We start from the raw sequence: 20,114 nt of genomic DNA, 5'->3' as shown, positions 1-20,114 counted from the left end.
CGCGACGCCGCCGTTCGAACGGCGGCGTCGCCTTTTTGCACACGATCACCCACATGCCGGCGGGAGATACGGATGGACACCTTTCAGGAAGCGACGAACGCGGACGAAACGCTCGACCCACCGGATTGGACCGATGTCGGAGCGCTCTCGCACCGGATTCTCGACGATGCCATCACCTATCTCAAGGATGTCCGTGAGCGTCCGGTCTGGCGCGAGATGCCGGCCGAGGTGCGGGCATTTTTCAGCGCGCCCTTGCCGCGATCGCCGGCGCCGGTGGCCGACGTCTATGACGATGTCGCCCGCAACGTGATGCCTTACCCGATGGGTAACGTCCATCCGCGTTTCTGGTCCTGGTACATGGGATCGAGCAATTTCACCGGCGCGCTCGGCGATTTCCTGGCGGCGATCCAGGGGTCCAATCTCGGTGGCGGCAACCATGCCGCCGGCTTGATGGACAGCCAGGTCGTCAACTGGTGCAAGGAGATGGTCGGCTTTCCGGCCACGGCCAGCGGCACGCTGGTCAGCGGCGGCTCGATGGCCAACATCATCGGGTTGACCGTGGCGCGCAACGTCAAGGCCGGCGTCGACATACGCGAACGTGGCGTCGGCGCCATCCCCAAGCCGCTGCGCTACTATGCCTCGGACCAGGTCCATTCCTGTCACCGCAAGGCCATGGAAGTGTTGGGCCTCGGCAATCGGGCGTTGCGACGGATTCCAACCGATGCCGGGTTGCGCATCGATATCGCCGCGCTCAAGGCGGCAATCGCGGAGGATCGCGAGGCGGGGTTCAAGCCGGCCTGCGTGATCGGCACCGCCGGCACCGTCAACACCGGCGCCGTCGACGACCTTCAGGCGCTGGCGAGCGTGGCGGCCGAAGAGGCTCTCTGGTTCCATGCCGACGGCTGTATCGGCGCGCTGATCGCGATCGCACCTGAGAGCCGGTCGCTGGTCGCCGGCATCGAGCAGGCGGATTCGGTCGCGCTCGATCCCCACAAATGGCTGCATGCGCCGTTCGAAGCCGGTTGTGCGCTGGTGCGGGACGCATCGGCGCACCGCAACACATTTGCCGTCACGCCGGAATATCTGGAATCCACGCCGCGCGGCCTTGCATCCGGAGAGTGGCTGCACGATTACGGTTTGCAGACTTCGCGCGGCTTCCGCGCGCTAAAAATCTGGATGGCGCTGAAGGAGCACGGGGCCGAGAAATTCGGCCGGCTGATCGACCAGAACATCACCCAGGCCCGTTACCTCACCCGGTTGATCGACGCGGAGCCGGCGCTAGAGCTGATGGCGCCGACCACCATCAACATCGTCAGCTTCCGTCACCGGCTGGCTGGCGCGTCCGAGGAAAGGCTCAAGGCGTTCAACACCGAGATCATGCTCAGGCTGCAGGAGGAGGGCATCGCGGCCCTGTCCGATACCACTGTGAGCGGCCAGCACTGCCTCAGGGTGGCAATTGCCAATCACCGAACGCGCCGCGATGATCTCGACCTGCTGGTCAGCGAAATGCTCCGGCTGGGGCGGGAAATCGAGGCAGCCGGGACATCGGTCTGAAGCGCGTCAGGGAACCTTTCTCAACTGGCCGCCAGCGACGCGCCCGGCAGATAGAGCATGATCGGCCGGATCTCGTAGACGGCGCTGGGATTGACGCGCTTGAGATCGCGCGCGGCGGCGATCGCCTCGTCCTGGTCCGCGCAGTCGAGGACATAGAGGCCGAGCAACTGTTCCTTGGTCTCGGCAAAGGGACCGTCGATCACCATGCCGTCGCCCGGACCGCGCAGCGTCACGGCATCCGCCGTCGCGCCAAGCCTGGCCGCCGGTCCGAGCTTGCCCTCGCGGGTCAGCCTGTCGTTGACATCGAGCAGGTCTTTCATCAGCGCCGCATCCTCGTCAGGCGTCCAGGACTGGACGGCCTCTTCGACGTGATAGGCAAGGACAGCGTAGAACATGATGCGGTCTCCTCATGCCGAGTCGGGCGGCACTATCACAAGGAAGAGCCGGCCGATCCAGTAGCGGATTGGGATCAGGCAGCCGCCTGCTGACTCAAGTTGCCACAGGTAGCCGCAGTTCGGTCAGCAGGCCGCCGCCGGGATAGTTGGAAAGATCGACCTCACCGCCGGCGCCGCGGGCGATGTTGCGGGCGATGGTGAGGCCGAGACCGAGCCCGCCGGTCGTGCGGTTGCGCGATTCCTCCAGCCGCACGAAGGAGCCGAACACCGCGTCCAGTTTCGCTTGCGGAATGCCGGGACCCTCGTCACGGATCGAAAGGGTGATCGTGTCGCCCGATCGCCGCACGCCGAGATGCGCCTTTTTGCCGTAGGTGACAGCGTTCTGGATGAGATTGGTGATGCAGCGGCGCAGCGCCACCGGCCGCGCAATGCAGATCAGGCCGCGGGAAGGGATCACGTCTTCGTCGAAGGATGCGCCGTCGAAGGAGTCCGCGACCGATTCCACCAGCGACCAGAAATCGATCCGCTCGGCCTTTTCCTCGGTCACCTCGAATTTGGCGAAGTCGATGACGGAGCTCGCGATGCTCTCGATGTCGGCGAGGTCGTGCGCAAGCGCCTCGCGCGCCGGCGACCTGCGCAACAGCTCGAGGCGCAGGCGCATCCGGGTCAGCGGCGTGCGCAGATCATGCGCCAGCGCGGCGGCCAGATGCTCGCGGTCCTCGACATAGTCGCGCAGCCGCATCTGCATGGCGTTGATGGCCTTTGCCGCGGCGCGGATCTCGCGGCTGCCGCTCTCGGCGATCGGCGGGCTTTTCAGATCGTTGCCGATGCGCGTCACCGCCGTTTCCATCATCCGGTAGGGCGCGGTCAGCCGGCGCAGCGACCAGATCGACATGATCACGATCAAACCGGCGATCAGCGAGTAGAGCGGCAGGCTGTCGAGGCTGAGGATCGGTCCTGGCGGCGTGATCGGTTCGGTGAAATTCAACCACTGTCCATCGGAAAAGCGCAGCGAGGCCGTCAGCTTGTCGCTCTGCGCGAAATCCGCGGCGAGAACCAGCAGGTCGCGCTCGACCTGGCCGACATCCTTGTTCACCGCCTCGCCGTCCGGGACGTCGGACTCCTGGGTGGCCGGATCGCGCCGCACCCGCGCGTCGGTGATGCCGAATTTCGACAGGCGGCCGACCAGTATGTCCTCCAGCTCGGCCAGCTGGTCGTCGCCGGCGATCGAGGAAGTGACGGCGGGCGTGTCCGAAACCGTCAGCGCATAGGTCGAGTTGAACAAACCGGACGCGGTCGCCTTGCGCTCTTCGGGCGTGGCGTCATGCATCAGCTGCACCAGCGAATAGGCGCGGTCGTTCAGCCGGTAGAGATCGACGATACCGTTGGCGGCCGCGCGGTCGCGCGCGACGATGTAAAGCGTCCCGACCTGGCTGATCATGAGGCCGGCAATGACGATGAGCAGCACCCAGACAGGCAGGGTCTGCGGCAGGAAGCGTCTCATTCGGACGTCGTCTCGGGCAGGAACTGATAGCCGCCGCTGCGCACGGTCAGGATCAGTTTCGGCGTTTTCGGATCGTCTTCCATCTTGCGGCGCAGGCGACTCACCAGAATATCGACGCTGCGGTCGAAGCTGTAGCCGGTGTCGCCGCCGGAAAGCTCGATCAGCTGTTCGCGTGTGAGCACACGCTGCGCGCTCTTGACGAAGGTCTGCAGCAGGTTGAACTCCGCCATCGTCAGCTCCACCCGCACGTCGTCGGGCGCCGTCAGGCGGCGTCGCGCGCAATCCATGGTCCAGCCGGCAAAGCGGTAGATCTGCTTGGCGGCAGCGCGCCGCGGCTCGGCGCTGCCGTTGCGTCGCAGCACGGCGCGGATGCGGGCCAAAAGCTCGCGCGGATCGAAGGGTTTGGGCACGTAGTCGTCGGCGCCCATTTCGAGGCCCACCACGCGATCGGTCGTTTCGGTGACCGCGGTCAACATGATGATCGGCGTGGCGTAGTTGGCGCGGATCTCGCGGCAAAGCTCGAGGCCGCTTTTGCCGGGCAGCATCACGTCGAGGATGATCAGGTCCACAGATGTGCGGCGCAGGATCGCTTCCATCTCGGTGCCGTCGCCGGCCGCCGTCGTGTGCAGGCCGCGCTTCTGGAAGAACTCCTGCAGCAGGTCGCGTATGCCCTTGTCGTCGTCGACGATCAGTATGTGTGCATCGGATTTCACTGGAACCCTGTCATTTGTTAGCCAAGCAATCCCTTCCCGACCACCCACACGATAGAATTCGGGCCACATCTTGGCCAGTGGCGGCGGCGTCCGGCGGCTCGCCCTCCCAGAAACAATCCAGAAACAAAATTCTACAATCGGGAAAAACTGGTGAAAAATTTCAAGGCCATAACCGGTGCCGTGGCGGTCAGGTGATGGCTGCGACGCAAGTCTCCGGAGTGACGGACGAGATCAATGCAGAGGTTCTGGATCAGCGTGACGGGTGCTTTGCTCAGCATATCGCTCATCACGGCAGCGGCCGGCGCCTCTACCGCAAAGGTCGCACCACCGCTCACCCGGACGGAGCGCTGCACTAATCTCAGCCGTCAAGTCGACGAAGCCCTCGAAACCCATGCCGCGGCAACGCAGGTCACCGCGGCGAAGGCACTTCAAAGAAAGGGAAACCGGTTCTGCGCCAACAAGAAACAGGCGCAGGGCATCCGGATGCTCGCAAACGCTTTGAAGCTGCTTGGAGTGACACCGATCGATCCCGATGCAGTGGCACCCAAAACCGACCTGCATAGTAAGGAAACCAAGCCATGAAAAAGTCCATCCTCTCCGCCCTCGGCCTCGCTGTTGCCCTCGCCTTCTCGATGCCGGCTCTCGGCAACGCCGCCGCCACCACGGCCGCTGCTCCGGCTGCCTCCACCACGACGACCACCGCTCCGGCGACCGATATGGCCGCTAAGCCTGCCCCGAAGAAGGTAGCGGCCAAGAAGGTCTGCAAGCCGACCAAGAAGCACAAGTGCCCGGCTCCGAAGAAGGCGCCGGCAAAGAAGCCTGCTGCCGCGAAGCCCGCCGCCAAGAAGCCCTGATCCAGGGCTCGGCACCAATTTAGACGAAGGCCGCTCCAGCCGATTTCGGCCGGGGCGGCTTACCTGCGGCAGGACCCCGAAACCGGCAGGCTCTTGCCATGCCAAGTCCGATCCTTAACCCGATCGCAATGCCGGTGCTGTAGGACAATCCGCATGAAGAAGCGGTTTTCGTCCCGGATGCGCTCGCTGACCCTCGGCGGCCTAATCGCCACCGCGGTGGCGCGATCGTTGATTATTTTCACCGCCAGCCCGGTACCGGATCCCGCCAGTGGCAGGACCGAGCCAGAGCTCTTCGCGCCGGTGATCTCGTCCAGCTTCGACTACATCACCCCGACACAATCCTGGATCCTGATCGTGCTCACCGGCGCGACCGTGATCGGCCTTATCGCCTGGTTGCTCTTTGCGTTCATGGAACGCGGATCGGGCGTGGACGATGGCGGTTCAGGCCGGTCAGGCACGACCATGCACCGGCAAGGCCGTTGAACGACAGGCAACGCTTTCCCACATTAGCTTTCATCGTCCGGGTCGCGCCGCTGCCGTGCGGACAAATGGACGTGTGTGCTCCTGCGTGACAAAGTAAGAATGAAAACCCAGTTCATCGCTGGTGGATTCCGATGCCCGAAACCGTCATCAAGCCCCGCGTCAAGACGCAGCCGAAAACCGAGCGGCCGAAGCTCTACAAGGTCATCCTCGTCAATGACGACTTTACGCCGCGCGAATTCGTGGTGACGGTGCTCAAGGGTGAGTTCAAGCTCAGCGAGGATCAGGCGCACCGCGTCATGATCACCGCGCATACGCGCGGCGTGTGCGTCGTCGCGGTGTTTACCAAGGATATCGCGGAAACCAAGGCGACCCGGGCCACCGATGCCGGCAAGGCCAAGGGCTATCCGCTGCTGTTCACCGTCGAGCCGGAAGAGTAGGGGGCGCCTTTTTCCTTCTCCCCTTGTGGGAGAAGGTGGCCGAGCGAAGCCCGGTCGGATGAGGGGCGTTCCAGGGAAAGCTTACGTCTCACTCCGCTGGAGCACCCCCTCATCCGTCTCGGCGCTATCGCGCCGATCCACCTTCTCCCACAAGGGGAGAAGGAACAGGCGGCGCTACCGCCCTTCGCGATACCACATCGAGCCGATGGCGAGCAGCAGCAGGCCGAGGCCGAGGAAGCCGCCGAACAGCGGCACGCGCGAGACGGCCTTGAGCGTGCTGTCGTCGGTGGTGCGCAGGCCGATCCAGTCGTCACCCGAAGCGGCCGCCGAAGAGCGGACCGGCACGATCGACGGCAGGGTAACGCCGCCGGCGAGATTGCCGAGCGTCGATGACGGGGCCAGCCGCCGCACGCTACCGCCGGTCGCCCCGGCAGGCGCCTTCAGCCTGTCCTCGGTCGAGACGACATCCGAGAATTCCGGCGCGTTGATCGGACCGACATGAGCAAGCGCGGTAAGGTCGCCATTGCCGATCTGGTAAAGGCCGATCTCGCTGGTCTGCAGGCTGCCGGTGAAGATGCCTGGTTCGGATTTTTCAAGCTTCACCGTCACCGCCTTGCCGGAAGGCGTGATCACCTGGGCGGGGCCCGGATCGTCGCTCATCGTCTGGCGGCGGATTTCAAGCATCATGCCGCGGCCGTCGGCGGTGAGCCGTTCCTCTTCCAGCTCCGGCTCCTTCATCAGCCAGTGGGCGATGCGCCGATAGAGCTGCACATGCGGCCCGCCGCCCTCGAAGCCGCGCGCCCACAGCCAGCCCTGGTCGGACAAGAGCATGCCGACACGACCTTCGCCCTTGCGGTCGAGCAGAAGCAGCGGCCGGTCGTCGGCGCCCTTCATCACAACTTCGCCTTCCGGATTCTTGACACCGATGGTGCGGAACCAGCGGCTCCAATGCGGCGGCTCGCTCGCCGAGCCGTCGAGCCCGCGCGTCACCGGATGACGCTGGCCGAGATCCGTCAGACGCGGATAGAAGGCCTTGTCCACCACTTCGCCGGTCGGCATCGCCGGCAGCGCGGCGTTCAGCGGCGTGCGCGCAATCGAGTTTTCGCCGGCATATTCGGGACCGGCGGCAATCAGCAGCGCGCCGCCCTTTTCGACATATTCGGAGATGTAGTCGTAATAGAGGATCGGCAGCACGTCGCGGTGCTGGTAGCGGTCGAAGATGATCAGGTCGAAATCCTTGATCTTCTCGACAAACAGCTCGCGCGTCGGAAAGGCGATCAGCGACAGTTCATTGATCGGCGTGCCGTCCTGCTTTTCGGGGGGGCGCAGAATGGTGAAGTGGACGAGATCGACCGACGCGTCCGACTTCAAAAGGTTGCGCCAGGTGCGCTCGCCGGCATGCGGCTCGCCGGAAACCAGCAGCACGCGCAGGTTCTCGCGGATGCCGTCGACCAAGGCGATCGCCCGGTTGTTGGCGTCGGTCAGCTCGCCCGGCTCGCGGTCGATGCCGAGCTGGACGATGTTGCGGCCGGCATTGGGTATGGTGACCTGCAGCTTCATCGGCTGGCCGACGGTTGCGTGCTCGACCGAGACCTGCTCGCCATTGACCGAGACGCGCACATCCACCGGGGCGCCATCGCCTTCCGTCGAAATGACACGGTAGGTCATGTCGAGCGGCTTGCCGACGAGGCCGAAGCGCGGCGCGTTCTCGAAGCGGATGCGGCGGTCCTTCTCATGCTCGTTGCCGGTGATCAGCGCGTGCAGCGGCGCGTTGAATTCCGGCGCTCCGGCGGGCGCATCATGCACCTCGCCGTCGGTGATCATGATCGCCCCGCCAATGCGCGACGGCGGCACGTCGCGGAAGGTGCCCTCCAGCGCGCTGAACAGCCTGGTTTCGGTGCGCTCGTCGGCGGCTTCGGACTTGCCGGCCTCGACGACACGGACATCGAACTGCTTGAAGCGGGCAAGACGCTGCTGCAACCCGGCCAGCGCCTCGTCGGTCTGCTTGGCGCGGTCGCCGATGTCCTGGCTCTGGCTGCGGTCGACAATGAGGGCGACGACGCTCTTCAGCACCTCGCGCTCCTCGGCGAGGAACACCGGGTTGAGCAATGCCGCGGCAAGCGCGAGCAGCGCGATGAAGCGCAGCGCCGAGCCGCGTTGGCGAAACCACAGGCCGACCAGCGCCAACAGCAGCAACGGCACGAAGAGCAGGCCAAAGAGCGACCAGGATACCAGCGGTTCGAAGGAGATCGACCAGTTCATGAGCTACTGCCCCAGCCGTTCGAGCAGCACGGGCACATGCACTTGGTCGGATTTGTAGTTGCCGGTCAGCATGTACATCATGATGTTGACGCCGGCGCGCAGCGCGTAGACGCGCTGCATCGGGTCCGGCGGCACGGTCGGCAGCATTGGATCGCCGTTCTCATCGACGGCCCAGGCGCCGGCGAAGTCGTTGGCGGTGATCATGATCGGCGAGACGCCGTCGCCGGTGCGCACGGGGCGGTTTTCGGTGTTGCTTGCCTCGAGCGAGGCCTCGACCCAGAGCGGGCTGCCGTTGAAGCGGCCGGGGAACTCCGGAAGGATGAAGAAGGATTTGGTCAGCACGTGGTCCGACGGCACCGGCTCCAGCGGCGGCACGTTGAGATTGGCGAGGATGTCGCGCAGCCGCTCGGTCGCCGGGCTTGCCGAACCGGCGCCGATGCCATTTGAAAACTGGTCGCGCGTGTCGAACAGAACCGTGCCGCCCTGCTGCATATAGGCATCGATGCGGGCGATCGCCGCCTGGCTGGGCATGGGCGCCGTTGCATCGATCGGCCAATAGATCAGCGGGAAGAAGGACAGCTCGTCCTTGGCGATGTCGACGCCAGCCGGGGGGCCGGGCTCGAGCGCCGTCTTCTCGATGAGGAAACGTGTCAGGCCTTCGAGGCCGGCGCGGCTGATCGCATCGACGCCGGGCTCGCCGGTGATCACATAGGCGATGCGGGTTTTCGAGATGTCCTCGATCGCCTGGGCGTCGCCGGGTTTCGAATCGTCGGCGCGGGCGAGATCGGCGTGGCCGAAGGGGCCGCCCAGCACGACCAGAGCTGCGGCTGCGGCCGCCACGGCCGAGCGGCGCGGCCGGCGCGCCAGCAGGCCGCCCATCCAGAACACGGCCAGAGTGTCGAGCACCATCAACAGGAGCGCAATGGCGACCAGCGGCCCCTTGAGGTTCTCCGATTCATCGAAGGCATAGGGAACGGCTGTCACCGGCAGCGACAGCTGCGGGCGCGCCAGCGGCGCGAATGTGCTCGAAGCGTTGAGAAGATTATGTGCGAACACGCCGGTCTCCGAGCCGTAAAGGCCGGGCGGGTTTTCCAGCGTCACCGGCAGCGGGCCGGCGCCGGGGACCAGCGGCCGCGCATCGGGCGAGGGCGGCGTCAGCATGCCGTCGGCGCCGATCATGCGGTAAGGCGCGAGCGACGCGGCCGTGGCTTCGGCATTGGCGATCGCGGCGCCCTGGTTGCGCGACAACTGCACGACGCGCCTCAGCATCTCGACAAAGCTGCCCGAGATCGGCAGGGTCGACCAGGTCGCCTCGGGCGTGACATGGAAGAGCACCAGCGTACCCTTGTCCTTCTTCATGCCTGTCACCAGCGGCGTGCCGTCGGCAAGCGTGGCCCAGGTACGCTCGACGATGTCGGGCGTCGGCTCGGCCAGAACCTGCCGGCTCACCGTCACCTCGGAGGGTGGGGAAAGATCGGCGAAGGGACCGTTCTTCGGGAATTCGGTAACCGCCTGCGGTGTCGTCCACGACAGCGCGCCGCCCAGTGCGCGCTCGCCGCTGCGCAGCCGGACCGGCAGGAGGTCATCGTCATTGCCGGCCGCGGCAAGGCGCGGGCCGGCAAAGCGGACCAGCGTGCCGCCCTTGTCGACCCAATCGACCAGCCGCTGCTTGACCTGCTCCGGGATGGTGCCGACATCGGCCATGATGATCATCGCCGGCTTCTGGTCGAGAAGCTGCGGAATGGCGTCGGCGAGATCGGCGCTCGACGGCTCGACCAGGTCGGCAAAGGGCTGCAGAGCGCGGCGGATGTAGTAGAGCGGCGACAGAAGCGGCTGCGCCTGGTCGGCCTCGGTCTGCGACAGAAGGCCGACGCGGCGGCGCTTGGAACTCTCGTCGAGCACGCGCACGGCGCCGGCCTGATGCTCGCCGTCGAGCGCGATCGAGGCGAAGTCGTTGCGCAGCTCGAACGGGACCGTCATCGTGGCCGTGGCGGTGGCTTCGCCGGGCGCGAAGGTCAGTGTCGCATCGGCGATGCGGCGGCCCTTGTCGTCGAAGGCGCCCGCGGTGACCTGCGCCGGCGCCGGATCGCCCGGCGCGCGAATGGCGGTCAGAGCGAAGCCGTCGACCTGGTTGTCGGCGCCAATCAGGCCGGTTAGCGACATCCGGTCGGACGCGACCCAGACCAGCCGCGTCGCGTTCTTTTCGAGCAGCGTCTTGAAAGCGGCCTCGTCGCCTTTGGCGGCAAGCCCATCGGCGAGCACCGCGACGCTGGCGCCAGGCAGGCGCTCCAACGCGGCGGCGACGCGGGCGTAGACGGCAGGACGGTCCGGCGGGACCGGACGCGGCTTGGCGGCGCGCAGATGGCCGAGCGCGGCCGAGGCATCGAAAGGACCGATCTCGGCATTGGGTTTCTCGGCGGTGAAGGCAATGACGACAGGCACGCCGTTCGAGCCGGCATCGGTGATCAGCCGCTCGGCGGTAGCGACGCGCTTGGACCAGTCGGCAGCGCTTGCCCAGCCATTGTCGACGACAAGCGCCAGGGCAGCACCTTCCGCCGGCAGCTTTTCGCGCGGATTGAAGACCGGCTCGGCCAGCGCCATCACGACGAGCGCCGCCATCAGCAGCCGAAGCAGCGTCAGCCACCACGGGCTTTGCTGCGGGGTCTCTTCGCGTCTCAGGACCCGGGCGAGGATTTTCAGCGGCGGAAAAACCTCCGCCTGCGGCTTGGGCGGGGTGAGCCGCAGCAGCCACCAGATCACCGGCAGCGCCAGAAGGCCCCACAGCACCATGGGTGTCCCGAAGGAAAGCGGCAGCCAGCTCATGCGACCGCCCTTCCAAGATTAGTGCCGTCGGCGGTCATCGCCATATGGACGCGCACCAGCGCCTCGGAGGCGAGGCGGTCGGTGTGGTTGACGGTGTAGCTCCAGCCGAGGCGCTTGCACCAGGCGGCCAGTTCCTCGCGGCGGGCCTGGTAAAGCAGGCGATACTCCTCGGCCAGCATCTCGGCGCGGCCGGCGGTCAGCTTGTCGCCGGTCTCCGGATCGGTGAACTCGGTGCGGCCGGCATAGGGGAAGGTTTCCTCGGCCGGGTCGGCCACCTCGATCAGATGCGCGCGCACGCCGTGGCGGGCGAGCACGTCGAGCCAGGCCTTGGTTTCCTCGACCGGATCGAGGAAATCGCCGACGAGGACGATGTCGCAGAAGCGGCGGATGGAGGATAGATCGGGCTTGGCGGGCAGCGCGCCGGCATGGCTGAGCTGGGCGGCGATACGCTCTGCGCCGTTGCGGGCGGTGAACGGGTCGGTCAGGCCCGGCCAGGCGATGCGCTCGCCACTGCGCGATAAAAGCTCGGCCATGGCAAGCGCCAGCACCAGCGCGCGCGATTCCTTGGAAACGCCGGCACCGGCGGATTTGTAGAGCATGGAAGGGGAGGGATCGGCCCAGAGCCAGACGGTGTGAGCCGCCTCCCATTCGCGGTCGCGCACATAGGTATGGTCGTCCTTGGCCGACCGGCGCCAGTCGATGCGCGAGGCATCGCCTTCGACATAGGGCCGGAACTGCCAGAAATTTTCGCCGATGCCGCGCTTGCGGCGGCCGTGCCAGCCGGCGATCACCGTGTTGACGATGCGGCGTGCCTCGACCAGCAGGTCCGGCACCAAGGAAGCCCGCAACCGGCCACGGGCGAGCGCGTCGCGCGTCGCAACCGGTGCCTGGACCTCGCCTATTCGACCCATCAGACGCCTTTTGCCAGCTTCGCCACCACGTCACGCACCGAAGTGCCTTCGGCGCGGGCGGCGAAAGTCAGCGCCATGCGATGCTGCAGCACCGGCTCCGCCAGGGCGCGAACGTCGTCCACCGACGGCGCCAACCGGCCATCATATAGGGCGCGGGCGCGGGCGCACAGGGTCAGCGCCTGGCTGGCGCGGGGGCCCGGTCCCCAGGCGACGTGCTTGTCCGTCTCGGCATTGCCCTGGCCGGGCCGGGCCGAACGCACCAGCTTGAGGATCGCCTCGACGACGCTTTCCGGCACCGGCATGCGGCGGATCAGTGTCTGGATTTCCCTCAATCTGGCCGGCTGCAGCACGTTATCGGCCTTGGCCTCGTCGACGCCGGTGGTTTCGAGCAGAATGCGGCGTTCCGCCTCGATTTCCGGATAGAGGATGTCGACCTGCATCAGGAAACGGTCGAGCTGGGCTTCGGGCAGCGGGTAGGTGCCTTCCTGTTCCAGCGGGTTCTGCGTCGCCAGCACATGGAAGGGCGAGGGCAGGTCGTGGCGGGCGCCGGCGATGGTGACGTGATATTCCTGCATCGCCTGCAGCAGCGCCGATTGCGTGCGTGGCGAGGCGCGGTTGATCTCGTCCGCCATCAGCAATTGCGTGAAGATCGGCCCGGAAATGAAGCGGAAGGAGCGCTTGCCGAACTCGTCCTGCTCCATGACTTCGGAGCCGAGGATGTCAGACGGCATCAGGTCGGGCGTAAACTGGACGCGGCGCGAATCGAGGCCAAGCACGATGCCAAGCGTTTCGACCAGCTTGGTCTTGGCGAGACCCGGCACGCCGACCAGCAGCGCATGACCGCCCGCCAGCAGCGCCACCAGCGTGCGCTCGACGACGGCTTCCTGGCCGAAGATCACCCGGCCGACCGCATCGCGGACCCTGGAGATGTCGGCCAGCGCCTTTTCGGCTTCCTCGATCATCGCCTTTTCGCTGATCGGGCTTTCCTTGATCATCACGCTCATGCCGCTCGATCCTTGTGGTTGGAAATGCCGGCCTGCATTCTCAATGTCGCAGAATGCCGCGATTCGGCCTCGCCTGGCGCCTGCATTCGATCTTAAATCACAGACTTAGGCCGACAAGGCTGACAATCGGGACAACAGTGACTATTTCGTGACCATGGCGGAACGCAGCGAACATCGTGAACAAAGCCCGAGCGAACCGAGCCTGGCCGGCGCCACCGAGGCGCGCGGCCTGGAGGCGCTGATCTCCCGGGCCGCGCGGGCCGGCAAGGGGCCGGCACCGGTCGAGCGCTGGAATCCTGACTTCTGCGGCGACCTCGATATGGAGATCAAGGCCGACGGCACCTGGTTCTATCTCGGCACGCCGATCGGGCGCATGCCGCTGGTACAGCTTTTTTCCAGCGTCCTGCGCAAGGATGCGGACGGAAAGACCTATCTTGTGACGCCGGTCGAGCGCGTCGGGATCCGCGTCGTCGACGCGCCCTTTATCGCTGTGGAAATGAACGTGTCCGGGAGCGGTGACGACCAGATCATCACTTTCCGCACCAATGTCGGCGACGTCGTCGCCGCCGGGCCCGCCCATCCGTTGCGCTTCGTCGACGAGGACGAAACCGGTGGGCTGAAACCCTATGTTCTGGTGCGCGGACGGCTGGAGGCGCTGGTGGCGCGGCCGGTGATGTATGAACTGGTCGAACATGGCGAGGAGATCGACATCGACGGCAAGGCGATGTTCGCCGTCCGCTCGGGCGGCGAGGCTTATCCGATCATGCCGGTCGAGAAACTGAAACGGCTGAGCGCGTGATGGACCAGGTGACGCCGGTGCCGTTTTCGATCGCTGATTTTCGCGCCCGTGCCGCGGCGCAGGCGGCGATCGTCCCCGGTGACGATTTCGGCGACCATCGGTTCAATCCCGGCCATCCAAGGCTCGAACACGTCAAACCGCTGCGCGACGCGGCGGTGCTGATCCCGGTGGTCGACCGTGCCGAGGGCGCCACGGTGCTGCTCACCAAGCGCGCCGAGAAACTGCGCAGCCATTCCGGCCAGGTGGCTTTTCCGGGCGGCACGATCGATCCGACCGATCGTGGCCCTGAAGGCACGGCGCTGCGGGAGACCTTTGAGGAGATCGGCCTCGAGCGGGACTTCATCGAGATCATCGGCCGCATGCCCGACTATGTCGCCGGCAGCGGCTACCGCATCGTGCCGGTGCTTGCCATCGTGCGGCCGGGTTTTTCGCTGACGCTCAATGCCGATGAGGTCGACGCGGCCTTCGAGGTGCCCCTGAGTTTCCTCATGGAGCCGGCCAACCACGCGCGCGATAGCCGTTTCTGGAACGACCTCGAATGGTTCTTCTACGATATACCCTATGGCGGCCAGCGCATCTGGGGCGTCACCGCCGGCATCGTCCGTACCCTTTACGAGAGACTCTACGCTTGAGCGCCGACATCACTCTTTCGGGCAAGGCCGGCTGGCTGGACGACAAGCACCTGCAGCGGCTTCTTGCGGCTTTGAAGCAAGGCGGCGAGGAAGCGCGTGTCGCCGGCGGCGCGGTGCGCAACACGCTGCTTGGCCAACCGGTGGCCGACATCGATATCGCCGCGACGACCTTGCCCGAAGAGACGATCCGACGCGCCCAAGCGGCTGGATTCAAGACGGTGCCGACCGGCATCGAGCACGGCACAATCACTGTGGTGGCGGGCGGCAAGCCTTATGAGGTGACGACGCTGCGCGCCGATATCGAGACCGACGGCCGGCGGGCAAAAGTGATCTTCGGGCGCGACTGGAAAGCGGATGCGGAACGGCGCGACTTCACCATCAACGCGCTCTATGCCGAAGCCAACGGCACGGTCGTCGACCTTGTCGGCGGCGTTGCCGATATCGAAGCGCGGCGGCTGCGTTTCATCGGCGACGCGGAAGCGCGCATCCGCGAGGACTATCTGCGCATCCTGCGCTTTTTCCGCTTCTTCGCCTGGTATGGCGACGGGCGGCCGGACGCGGAAGGGCTGAAGGCCTGCGCCAGGCTGAAAGAGGGGCTTGCCCAGCTTTCGGCCGAACGCGTCTGGTCGGAACTGAAGAAGCTGCTGTCGGCTCCGGATCCCTCGCGCGCGCTGCTGTGGATGCGCCAGGCCGGCGTGCTGTCCGCCGCGCTCCCGGAAAGCGAGAAATGGGGCATCGACGCCATTCACGGCCTGGTCAGGACCGGGACGGATCTGCGATGGACCACCGATCCGATGCTGAGACTGGAGGCGATCGTCCCGCCTGACGCCGTACGGATGAAGACGCTTAGCGAGCGGCTGCGACTTTCGAACGAAGAGGCCGATCGCCTGCGGCATTGGGCGCTGACCATCGCCCCGGATGCGAAGATGACCGAGACCGAGCTGGCCAAAAAGCTCTATTACGGCGATCGCGACGGTTATCTCGATCGCATTCGGCTGGCCCTCGCCGCCGCACGGACGCGTGCCGTCGAGGACAATCAGGCGATGATCGAAGCCGGCGGCTTTTCACGTCTGCTCAATTTCACGCTGAAATGGGAAAAGCCGGTGTTTCCGATCAAAGGCGCCGACCTGACCGGGCTTGGCGCGTCACCTGGGCCGAAGCTCGGCGCCACGCTGAAGAACCTCGAAAAGGAATGGGTCGGCTCGGGCTTCACGCTGGAACGCGGCGCGCTCATGGAACGTGCCGCGCAAGCCCTGGAGGTTTAGACGGCCGGAGCGACGGCGCCTGTCAATGTATCGCCACGGGAGCCAGCGCCCGCGAGAGACTTGCCTCGCCCTTGCCGTAGACGGACGGGTCGTAGTTGGCCAGCGTGTCGGTGCGGGCCGTGTTGAGCAGGTCATTGGTGATCTGGACCGGCGTCGCCCTCGTGAACTTGCTGCCGATGATCGCGGCGTAGCCCGAGACGATCGGCGCGGCGAACGAAGTTCCGTAAAGACCGGTCTTGGCGCCTTCGACGCCGACCACGAGGAAGTGGCTCTGCACAAGCGGGTTGGAGCCGGCGTAGTCGGAATACCAGGCGAGCTGAGCCTTGTTGGCTGTCGTGCCATTTGTCGACAGCGCGCCGACGAAGATCGCCGTCGATTTGCCGATCAAAGCGAGGTCAAGATAGTCCTGCTGGCCGCCTGTGACCCCGCCGACGGCGACCGCGTCGTTGCCGGCCGCCTTCGAGACGACGGCCGATCCTCTGGTCGCATAATAGATGATCGACGCCTCTTCCGGGGCCCAGCCGATCTGGTTCACGCTGTAGCCCGCGGTGGTGTACATGCCGTAGCTGAGGTTGAGCACGTTGCGGCCGGCGGCCAGCGAGACGGCCGAACCTGTCGAGAAATCCTTGGAGCGGATGGTCGCCGCGGGCGCGATCATGCTTGCCTCCTCGCGCGTCCATTCACCGTGCCGCTGCGTCTGCACACCGATGCCGAAATTGCCGGAGAAGCGCGAGGTGCTGCTGAAGTCGTCGACCATCGTGATGGTGACGCCCTTGCCCTTGTAACCGGCTGCCCATGCCGCGCCGACATCGGGGTTCATCCAGCTCTGCACGGCCTGCGTCGTCCGTGCGACCGGGATTGTAGCGCTCACGCATATGGACCCACCGCCATGACAGAGCGCGGCCATCTCGTCTGGGCTCAGAGCCTCCTGCGCCGATGCGATCGGTGCCGAAAGGGTGGCCAGGGCGACAGCGAGGCCGAACTTCAAGGAGTTAACCGACATGTTCATTCTCCAGTCAGACAAGAACCAGGACGGACGATCGTGAATTTCGGGACGAGATGATTTTCATCAGCCCTCCAATCAGAAAGTGAGACGGTAGTTCAGCCAGAGATGCATGGTCTCCGGCTTGGCGCTCACCAGATACTTCAACGTTTCCTCGGGCGCCGTCTCGCCAGCGGCGAGCCGGCAATTGACGCTGTAGCTACCCAGGTCGCCGTAGTCGGCCACGCAGGGCTTTTCAGTCAGGTTGCCGCCGAAGGTCGAAGTAACCGACAGGGACAGGGTGCTGTTCGGGTTCGGATGGGTCTGGGTGAGAAAGCCAAGCTTGAGACTGGGCTGGATGCGGTATTTCTCGGCTTGCTCCCCGGTGCCAAATCCCCAGAGAATGCCCGTATCGGGCGTGATCTGGGTGAGAAGATCGACGTGCATATCGACCCAGCTCGCATGGTACCAGCGGCTGAAGGACACCCAGCTTCCGCTCTGCAACTCGTAGCCGCCATTGCCGAGGCCCCTGGCGCGGTCGCTGAGCGGAGAGCCCTGATGGACATCGACGAGCGAGGTGGTCCATTCCTGGGCGGTTGCCGCGGACGCACAGAGGAACGTGCACGACAGCAGCGCCGCCACGCAGAGACCGCCTCGAATGTTGGACCGCTCGCGCATGCGCGAAGCACCTCACCCCACCATTCCGGACAGCGCCTTGATGGCGAAGGGCTCCTCGGGCAGCCGCCTCTGGCCGGATCATGGGCAGGAGGGTCGCACGCGCACCGTTACCGCAAAGTTATCTAAGCCGTTACGAATATAAGAATTTGCTTGAATTATGCATGAATAACACCTCGGCCGGCGATCAGGGGATCGCCAACGAAGAAGGCCGGATGCGTCGGGAGCAACGTCCCGCCATCTTGCCTGTCGGTTTGTGACGTTTCGAAGGCTGCGACTTGACCCGATCAGGCGGCGTCGCGAACCTTCTGGATGCGCGAGCGGATCGCCTCGATCATGGTCTCGCGGATGACGGTCTCGCCATGCGTCTCGCGCATATGCTCGACGGCGCGGCGCATGACCTCCGCTTCCTCGCCGGCGCGCGTGTGCCAGTCACAGCCGGGAACCAGCGATCCACACTGAAATTCCTTCATGGGGTTTTCCTTTCCTCGCTCTGGAGCCACCCAGCCCGACCGCTCCAGCGATTGTTTATGCAATCCATCGGAAGCGGGGCGCGTTCTCGCGGGATTGCTCGGATGGATATCAATAACACATGCCGCCGGTTTCGGTTGCATGAAGAGTAGCCAAGGGCGGTCGGCGCGGCAAAAACACGAAACCGAAAGGCGGAGCACTGGGTGCTCCGCCTTTCGTGCTGCCTGAGCCTGCGTTGCCGGGATAGCCGTTACTTCATGATCTTGACGGCCTCGGCAATCTTGTTCTTACCGCTCATGTCCCAGGACACGCGGACCTTCTCACCGGTCTGGATGCCGGGATCCTTGAAGGCCTTGGACAGCGTGAAAGTCGATCCATCGTCCAGTACAAGGCTCATGGCCGTTCCATCAAAACTCTTGACGGTGCCGGTGGTGTGCTTGACCGCCGCGAACGCGGCGCCACCGGAGGCGAGAAAGGCGGCGGCTGCCGCCGTCACGATAAGCTTGCGCATGGCATGCTCTCCTGGAAATGCGGGTGCCCGTTTGGCAAGGCATCCCTCTCGATCAGGGCCGTCAAGTCGCGTCGGGTCACGGCTCGCAGTAATGGCGAACCGCCGGCGCTTCTCGGCCCGACGACCTTAAATAACTCAATTTTTTCAAAAGGATATTAGACGAAAAAGAAATCCGGCCCGCCACATTGCGCGCCAAGATTCGGCGAATGGGACAACAATGCGGCCATGGCCGCGCTCACCGGATCGTTACGGCCATTTTACCTCGGGCGGCAGGCTGGAAAGGATCGAGGCGACATTGCCGCCGGTCTTCAGGCCGAAGATGGTGCCGCGATCGTGAAGCAAGTTGAATTCGACGTAGCGGCCGCGCCGGATGAGCTGCTCGTCGCGCTCGCCATCGGTCCAGTTCCGGTCGAAGTTGCCGCGCACCAGATGGGCATAGACGACGAGGAAAGACCGCCCGACATCCTGGACGAAATTGAGATCGGCATTCCAGCCGCCCTTGTCCTCGTCCGAATGCAGCCAGTCGAAGAAGATGCCGCCGATGCCGCGCGCCTCGTTGCGGTGCGGCAGGAAAAAATACTCGTCGCACCAGGCTTTGAATTTGGGATAGTCGGCGACCGCGGCGTTCTTCTCACAGGCGAATTGCATGGCGCGATGGAAGGCGACCGTGTCCGGGTCGTCCTGGGTGCGGCGACGGTCGAGCACCGGCGTCAGATCGGCGCCGCCGCCGAACCACTGGCGCGTGGTGACCACCATGCGCGTGTTCATGTGCACGGCCGGCACATTGGGATTCCAGGGGTGCGCTATCAGCGAGATGCCGCTCGCCCAGAAGCGGGGGTCCTCCTCGGCGCCGGGCATCTGCTTCCTGAACTCGGGCGAGAATTCACCATAGACGGTCGAGGTGTGCACGCCGACCTTCTCGAAGACGCGGCCGCGCATCATCGACATGGTGCCGCCGCCACCACGGCCTTCGTCGCGCTCCCAGGCGGTCTTTTCGAAATGGCCGGGCGACCATGAGGATTGCGGTCCGGTGAGTTCCTGCTCGATCTGCTCGAAGGTGGCGCAGATGCGTTCGCGCAAAGCTTCGAACCAGAGGCGGGCCTTCATCTTCTTCTGCTCGATGTCGGCCGGCAGCCCCACGGGAAGGTCAGGTCTTTCCAATTCAGTCTCCGGCTACAGGCGCACTTGCCCGATAAATGACTCGTTTTTTCTGCGCGCGATCCCTAATCTCTTGGGGGCAAGGGTCAAGTCTCATCTGACCAAGGTGCAAGGAGTTCCTTCGTGCGCACCCCGGCAAGACCGCCGCTGGATGGCTTGAAGAAGAGGCTGGAGCGCTCGCGGGCCGAGCGCGAAAGAGAGCCGCGTGACGGATTCCTGCGCGAGACCTTCGTGCTGCCACGCCCCGACGCCCGCCTCAAGGCCAAGGAATGGTTCGAGCGCTTCCCCAAGCAAGCCTACTGGACCGAGATCGAAAGCTGGTTCGAACGTCCGGGCGATGTCATCGAGTTCACCATGCGGCGGTTGCCGGCGGCGGATTAGGATTTCCTCGCCCCGTTTACGGGGAGAGGATGCTGGCAGGCAGGTGAGGGGCGGCGCCGGCTTCCGAGACTATCGCATAGCCAGGCGATGGTTTTGGCGTCGCCCCGGGGCCGCAGCCAATCACCGAAATCAGCGCCGCCCCTCATCCGCCCTTCGGGCACCTTCTCCCCGTGAACGGCAGGGCTATCGCATATGAGTTATCGCCTGGATGAGATAGGCGTCATTCCAGGCGCATTTTTTGATGCGGTGGCTGATTGGAACTTTGTCGGCATCTGCGGCCTGAAGGATATTTCTGGCGAT

The 20,114-nt window shown here is 65.1% G+C and carries 21 protein-coding genes; 9 read left to right on the top strand and 12 right to left on the bottom strand.

The window, feature by feature from the left end; translation table 11 throughout:
• Window positions 1–72: 72 nt before the first annotated feature.
• Entirely contained in the window at window positions 73–1,554 is a 1,482-nt protein-coding gene (locus RFM98_RS29825; protein ID WP_320312093.1) for a pyridoxal phosphate-dependent decarboxylase family protein, read from the top strand.
• A 20-nt stretch (window positions 1,555–1,574) separates the two neighbouring features.
• On the opposite strand, the gene RFM98_RS29820 is transcribed toward RFM98_RS29825, so the two are convergent.
• From RFM98_RS29820 to RFM98_RS29810, 3 genes are all read right to left on the bottom strand, one after another.
• Window positions 1,575–1,949, bottom strand: coding sequence for a YciI family protein (locus tag RFM98_RS29820; RefSeq protein ID WP_320312092.1), 375 nt, complete (start codon window positions 1,947–1,949; stop codon window positions 1,575–1,577).
• Between the two features lie 94 nt (window positions 1,950–2,043).
• Window positions 2,044–3,453 (bottom strand): ATP-binding protein, encoded by a 1,410-nt coding sequence (locus tag RFM98_RS29815; RefSeq protein WP_320312091.1) that lies wholly within the window; start codon window positions 3,451–3,453, stop codon window positions 2,044–2,046.
• Window positions 3,450–4,166, bottom strand: coding sequence for a response regulator (locus RFM98_RS29810; protein WP_320312090.1), 717 nt, complete (start codon window positions 4,164–4,166; stop codon window positions 3,450–3,452). Before RFM98_RS29810 ends, RFM98_RS29815 begins: the two co-directional genes overlap by 4 nt.
• A gap of 234 nt (window positions 4,167–4,400) precedes the next feature.
• Here RFM98_RS29810 and RFM98_RS29805 point away from each other — a divergent pair, with 234 nt between their 5' ends.
• The 4 genes from RFM98_RS29805 to clpS all read left to right on the top strand — a co-directional run bounded on the left by RFM98_RS29805 (window position 4,401) and on the right by clpS (window position 5,940).
• Complete coding sequence (locus RFM98_RS29805) at window positions 4,401–4,748, top strand: hypothetical protein (protein WP_320312089.1); 348 nt, start codon at window positions 4,401–4,403, stop codon at window positions 4,746–4,748.
• A complete protein-coding gene (locus tag RFM98_RS29800) occupies window positions 4,745–5,020 on the top strand; it encodes a hypothetical protein (RefSeq protein WP_320312088.1) in 276 nt (91 codons plus the stop codon). Before RFM98_RS29805 ends, RFM98_RS29800 begins: the two co-directional genes overlap by 4 nt.
• 153 nt (window positions 5,021–5,173) lie before the next feature.
• Window positions 5,174–5,503, top strand: a complete 330-nt coding sequence (locus RFM98_RS29795; protein WP_320312087.1) for a hypothetical protein — start codon at window positions 5,174–5,176, stop codon at window positions 5,501–5,503.
• Window positions 5,504–5,634: 131 nt separating this feature from the next.
• Window positions 5,635–5,940, top strand: a complete 306-nt coding sequence (gene clpS, locus RFM98_RS29790; protein WP_320312086.1) for an ATP-dependent Clp protease adapter ClpS — start codon at window positions 5,635–5,637, stop codon at window positions 5,938–5,940.
• 174 nt (window positions 5,941–6,114) lie between these two features.
• On the opposite strand, the gene RFM98_RS29785 is transcribed toward clpS, so the two are convergent.
• The 4 genes from RFM98_RS29785 to RFM98_RS29770 are packed head-to-tail and all read right to left on the bottom strand — an operon-like array spanning window position 6,115 to window position 12,940.
• Complete coding sequence (locus tag RFM98_RS29785; protein WP_320312085.1) at window positions 6,115–8,202, bottom strand: hypothetical protein; 2,088 nt, start codon at window positions 8,200–8,202, stop codon at window positions 6,115–6,117.
• 3 nt (window positions 8,203–8,205) lie between these two features.
• Window positions 8,206–11,025: a DUF4159 domain-containing protein gene (locus RFM98_RS29780; RefSeq protein WP_320312084.1), complete on the bottom strand. Its 2,820-nt coding sequence runs from the start codon at window positions 11,023–11,025 to the stop codon at window positions 8,206–8,208.
• The gene (locus RFM98_RS29775; protein ID WP_320312083.1) at window positions 11,022–11,936 is read right to left on the bottom strand and encodes a DUF58 domain-containing protein; all 915 of its coding nucleotides are present in this window, start codon (window positions 11,934–11,936) and stop codon (window positions 11,022–11,024) included. The genes RFM98_RS29780 and RFM98_RS29775 overlap by 4 nt, the downstream gene beginning before the upstream one ends.
• The gene (locus RFM98_RS29770) at window positions 11,936–12,940 is read right to left on the bottom strand and encodes an AAA family ATPase (protein ID WP_320212700.1); all 1,005 of its coding nucleotides are present in this window, start codon (window positions 12,938–12,940) and stop codon (window positions 11,936–11,938) included. Before RFM98_RS29770 ends, RFM98_RS29775 begins: the two co-directional genes overlap by 1 nt.
• A 154-nt stretch (window positions 12,941–13,094) precedes the next feature.
• Here RFM98_RS29770 and RFM98_RS29765 point away from each other — a divergent pair, with 154 nt between their 5' ends.
• Genes RFM98_RS29765 through RFM98_RS29755 form a run of 3 tightly spaced genes read left to right on the top strand, consistent with a single transcriptional unit; the run spans window position 13,095 to window position 15,636 of the window.
• On the top strand, window positions 13,095–13,739 hold the full coding sequence (locus RFM98_RS29765; RefSeq protein WP_320312114.1) for a DUF1285 domain-containing protein: 645 nt from the start codon (window positions 13,095–13,097) through the stop codon (window positions 13,737–13,739).
• A complete protein-coding gene (locus tag RFM98_RS29760) occupies window positions 13,739–14,371 on the top strand; it encodes a CoA pyrophosphatase (RefSeq protein ID WP_320312082.1) in 633 nt (210 codons plus the stop codon). The genes RFM98_RS29765 and RFM98_RS29760 overlap by 1 nt, the downstream gene beginning before the upstream one ends.
• Window positions 14,368–15,636 (top strand): CCA tRNA nucleotidyltransferase, encoded by a 1,269-nt coding sequence (locus RFM98_RS29755; protein ID WP_320312081.1) that lies wholly within the window; start codon window positions 14,368–14,370, stop codon window positions 15,634–15,636. Before RFM98_RS29760 ends, RFM98_RS29755 begins: the two co-directional genes overlap by 4 nt.
• A 22-nt stretch (window positions 15,637–15,658) precedes the next feature.
• Here the strand turns inward: RFM98_RS29755 and RFM98_RS29750 are convergent, their stop codons facing one another.
• The 5 genes from RFM98_RS29750 to hemF form a co-directional block, all read right to left on the bottom strand.
• The gene (locus RFM98_RS29750; RefSeq protein ID WP_320312080.1) at window positions 15,659–16,639 is read right to left on the bottom strand and encodes a S8/S53 family peptidase; all 981 of its coding nucleotides are present in this window, start codon (window positions 16,637–16,639) and stop codon (window positions 15,659–15,661) included.
• 78 nt (window positions 16,640–16,717) lie between these two features.
• Complete coding sequence (locus RFM98_RS29745; RefSeq protein ID WP_320312079.1) at window positions 16,718–17,296, bottom strand: hypothetical protein; 579 nt, start codon at window positions 17,294–17,296, stop codon at window positions 16,718–16,720.
• A gap of 284 nt (window positions 17,297–17,580) precedes the next feature.
• The gene (locus tag RFM98_RS29740) at window positions 17,581–17,766 is read right to left on the bottom strand and encodes a DUF1059 domain-containing protein (protein WP_320312078.1); all 186 of its coding nucleotides are present in this window, start codon (window positions 17,764–17,766) and stop codon (window positions 17,581–17,583) included.
• A 248-nt stretch (window positions 17,767–18,014) separates the two neighbouring features.
• Entirely contained in the window at window positions 18,015–18,275 is a 261-nt protein-coding gene (locus RFM98_RS29735) for a DUF1344 domain-containing protein (protein WP_320312077.1), read from the bottom strand.
• 246 nt (window positions 18,276–18,521) lie between these two features.
• Window positions 18,522–19,436, bottom strand: coding sequence for an oxygen-dependent coproporphyrinogen oxidase (gene hemF / locus RFM98_RS29730; RefSeq protein ID WP_320312076.1), 915 nt, complete (start codon window positions 19,434–19,436; stop codon window positions 18,522–18,524).
• A 120-nt stretch (window positions 19,437–19,556) separates the two neighbouring features.
• Between hemF and RFM98_RS29725 the strand changes: the two genes are divergently transcribed.
• The gene (locus RFM98_RS29725) at window positions 19,557–19,814 is read left to right on the top strand and encodes a hypothetical protein (RefSeq protein ID WP_320212693.1); all 258 of its coding nucleotides are present in this window, start codon (window positions 19,557–19,559) and stop codon (window positions 19,812–19,814) included.
• The last annotated feature ends 300 nt before the right edge of the window (window positions 19,815–20,114 follow it).

Origin of the sequence: Mesorhizobium australafricanum (assembly GCF_033977265.1) — a bacterium.
In the GTDB taxonomy this organism is placed as follows: domain Bacteria; phylum Pseudomonadota; class Alphaproteobacteria; order Rhizobiales; family Rhizobiaceae; genus Mesorhizobium; species Mesorhizobium australafricanum.
Note: the sequence above shows the minus strand (reverse complement) of the source record. Positions and strands in the feature narration are given on the sequence as shown.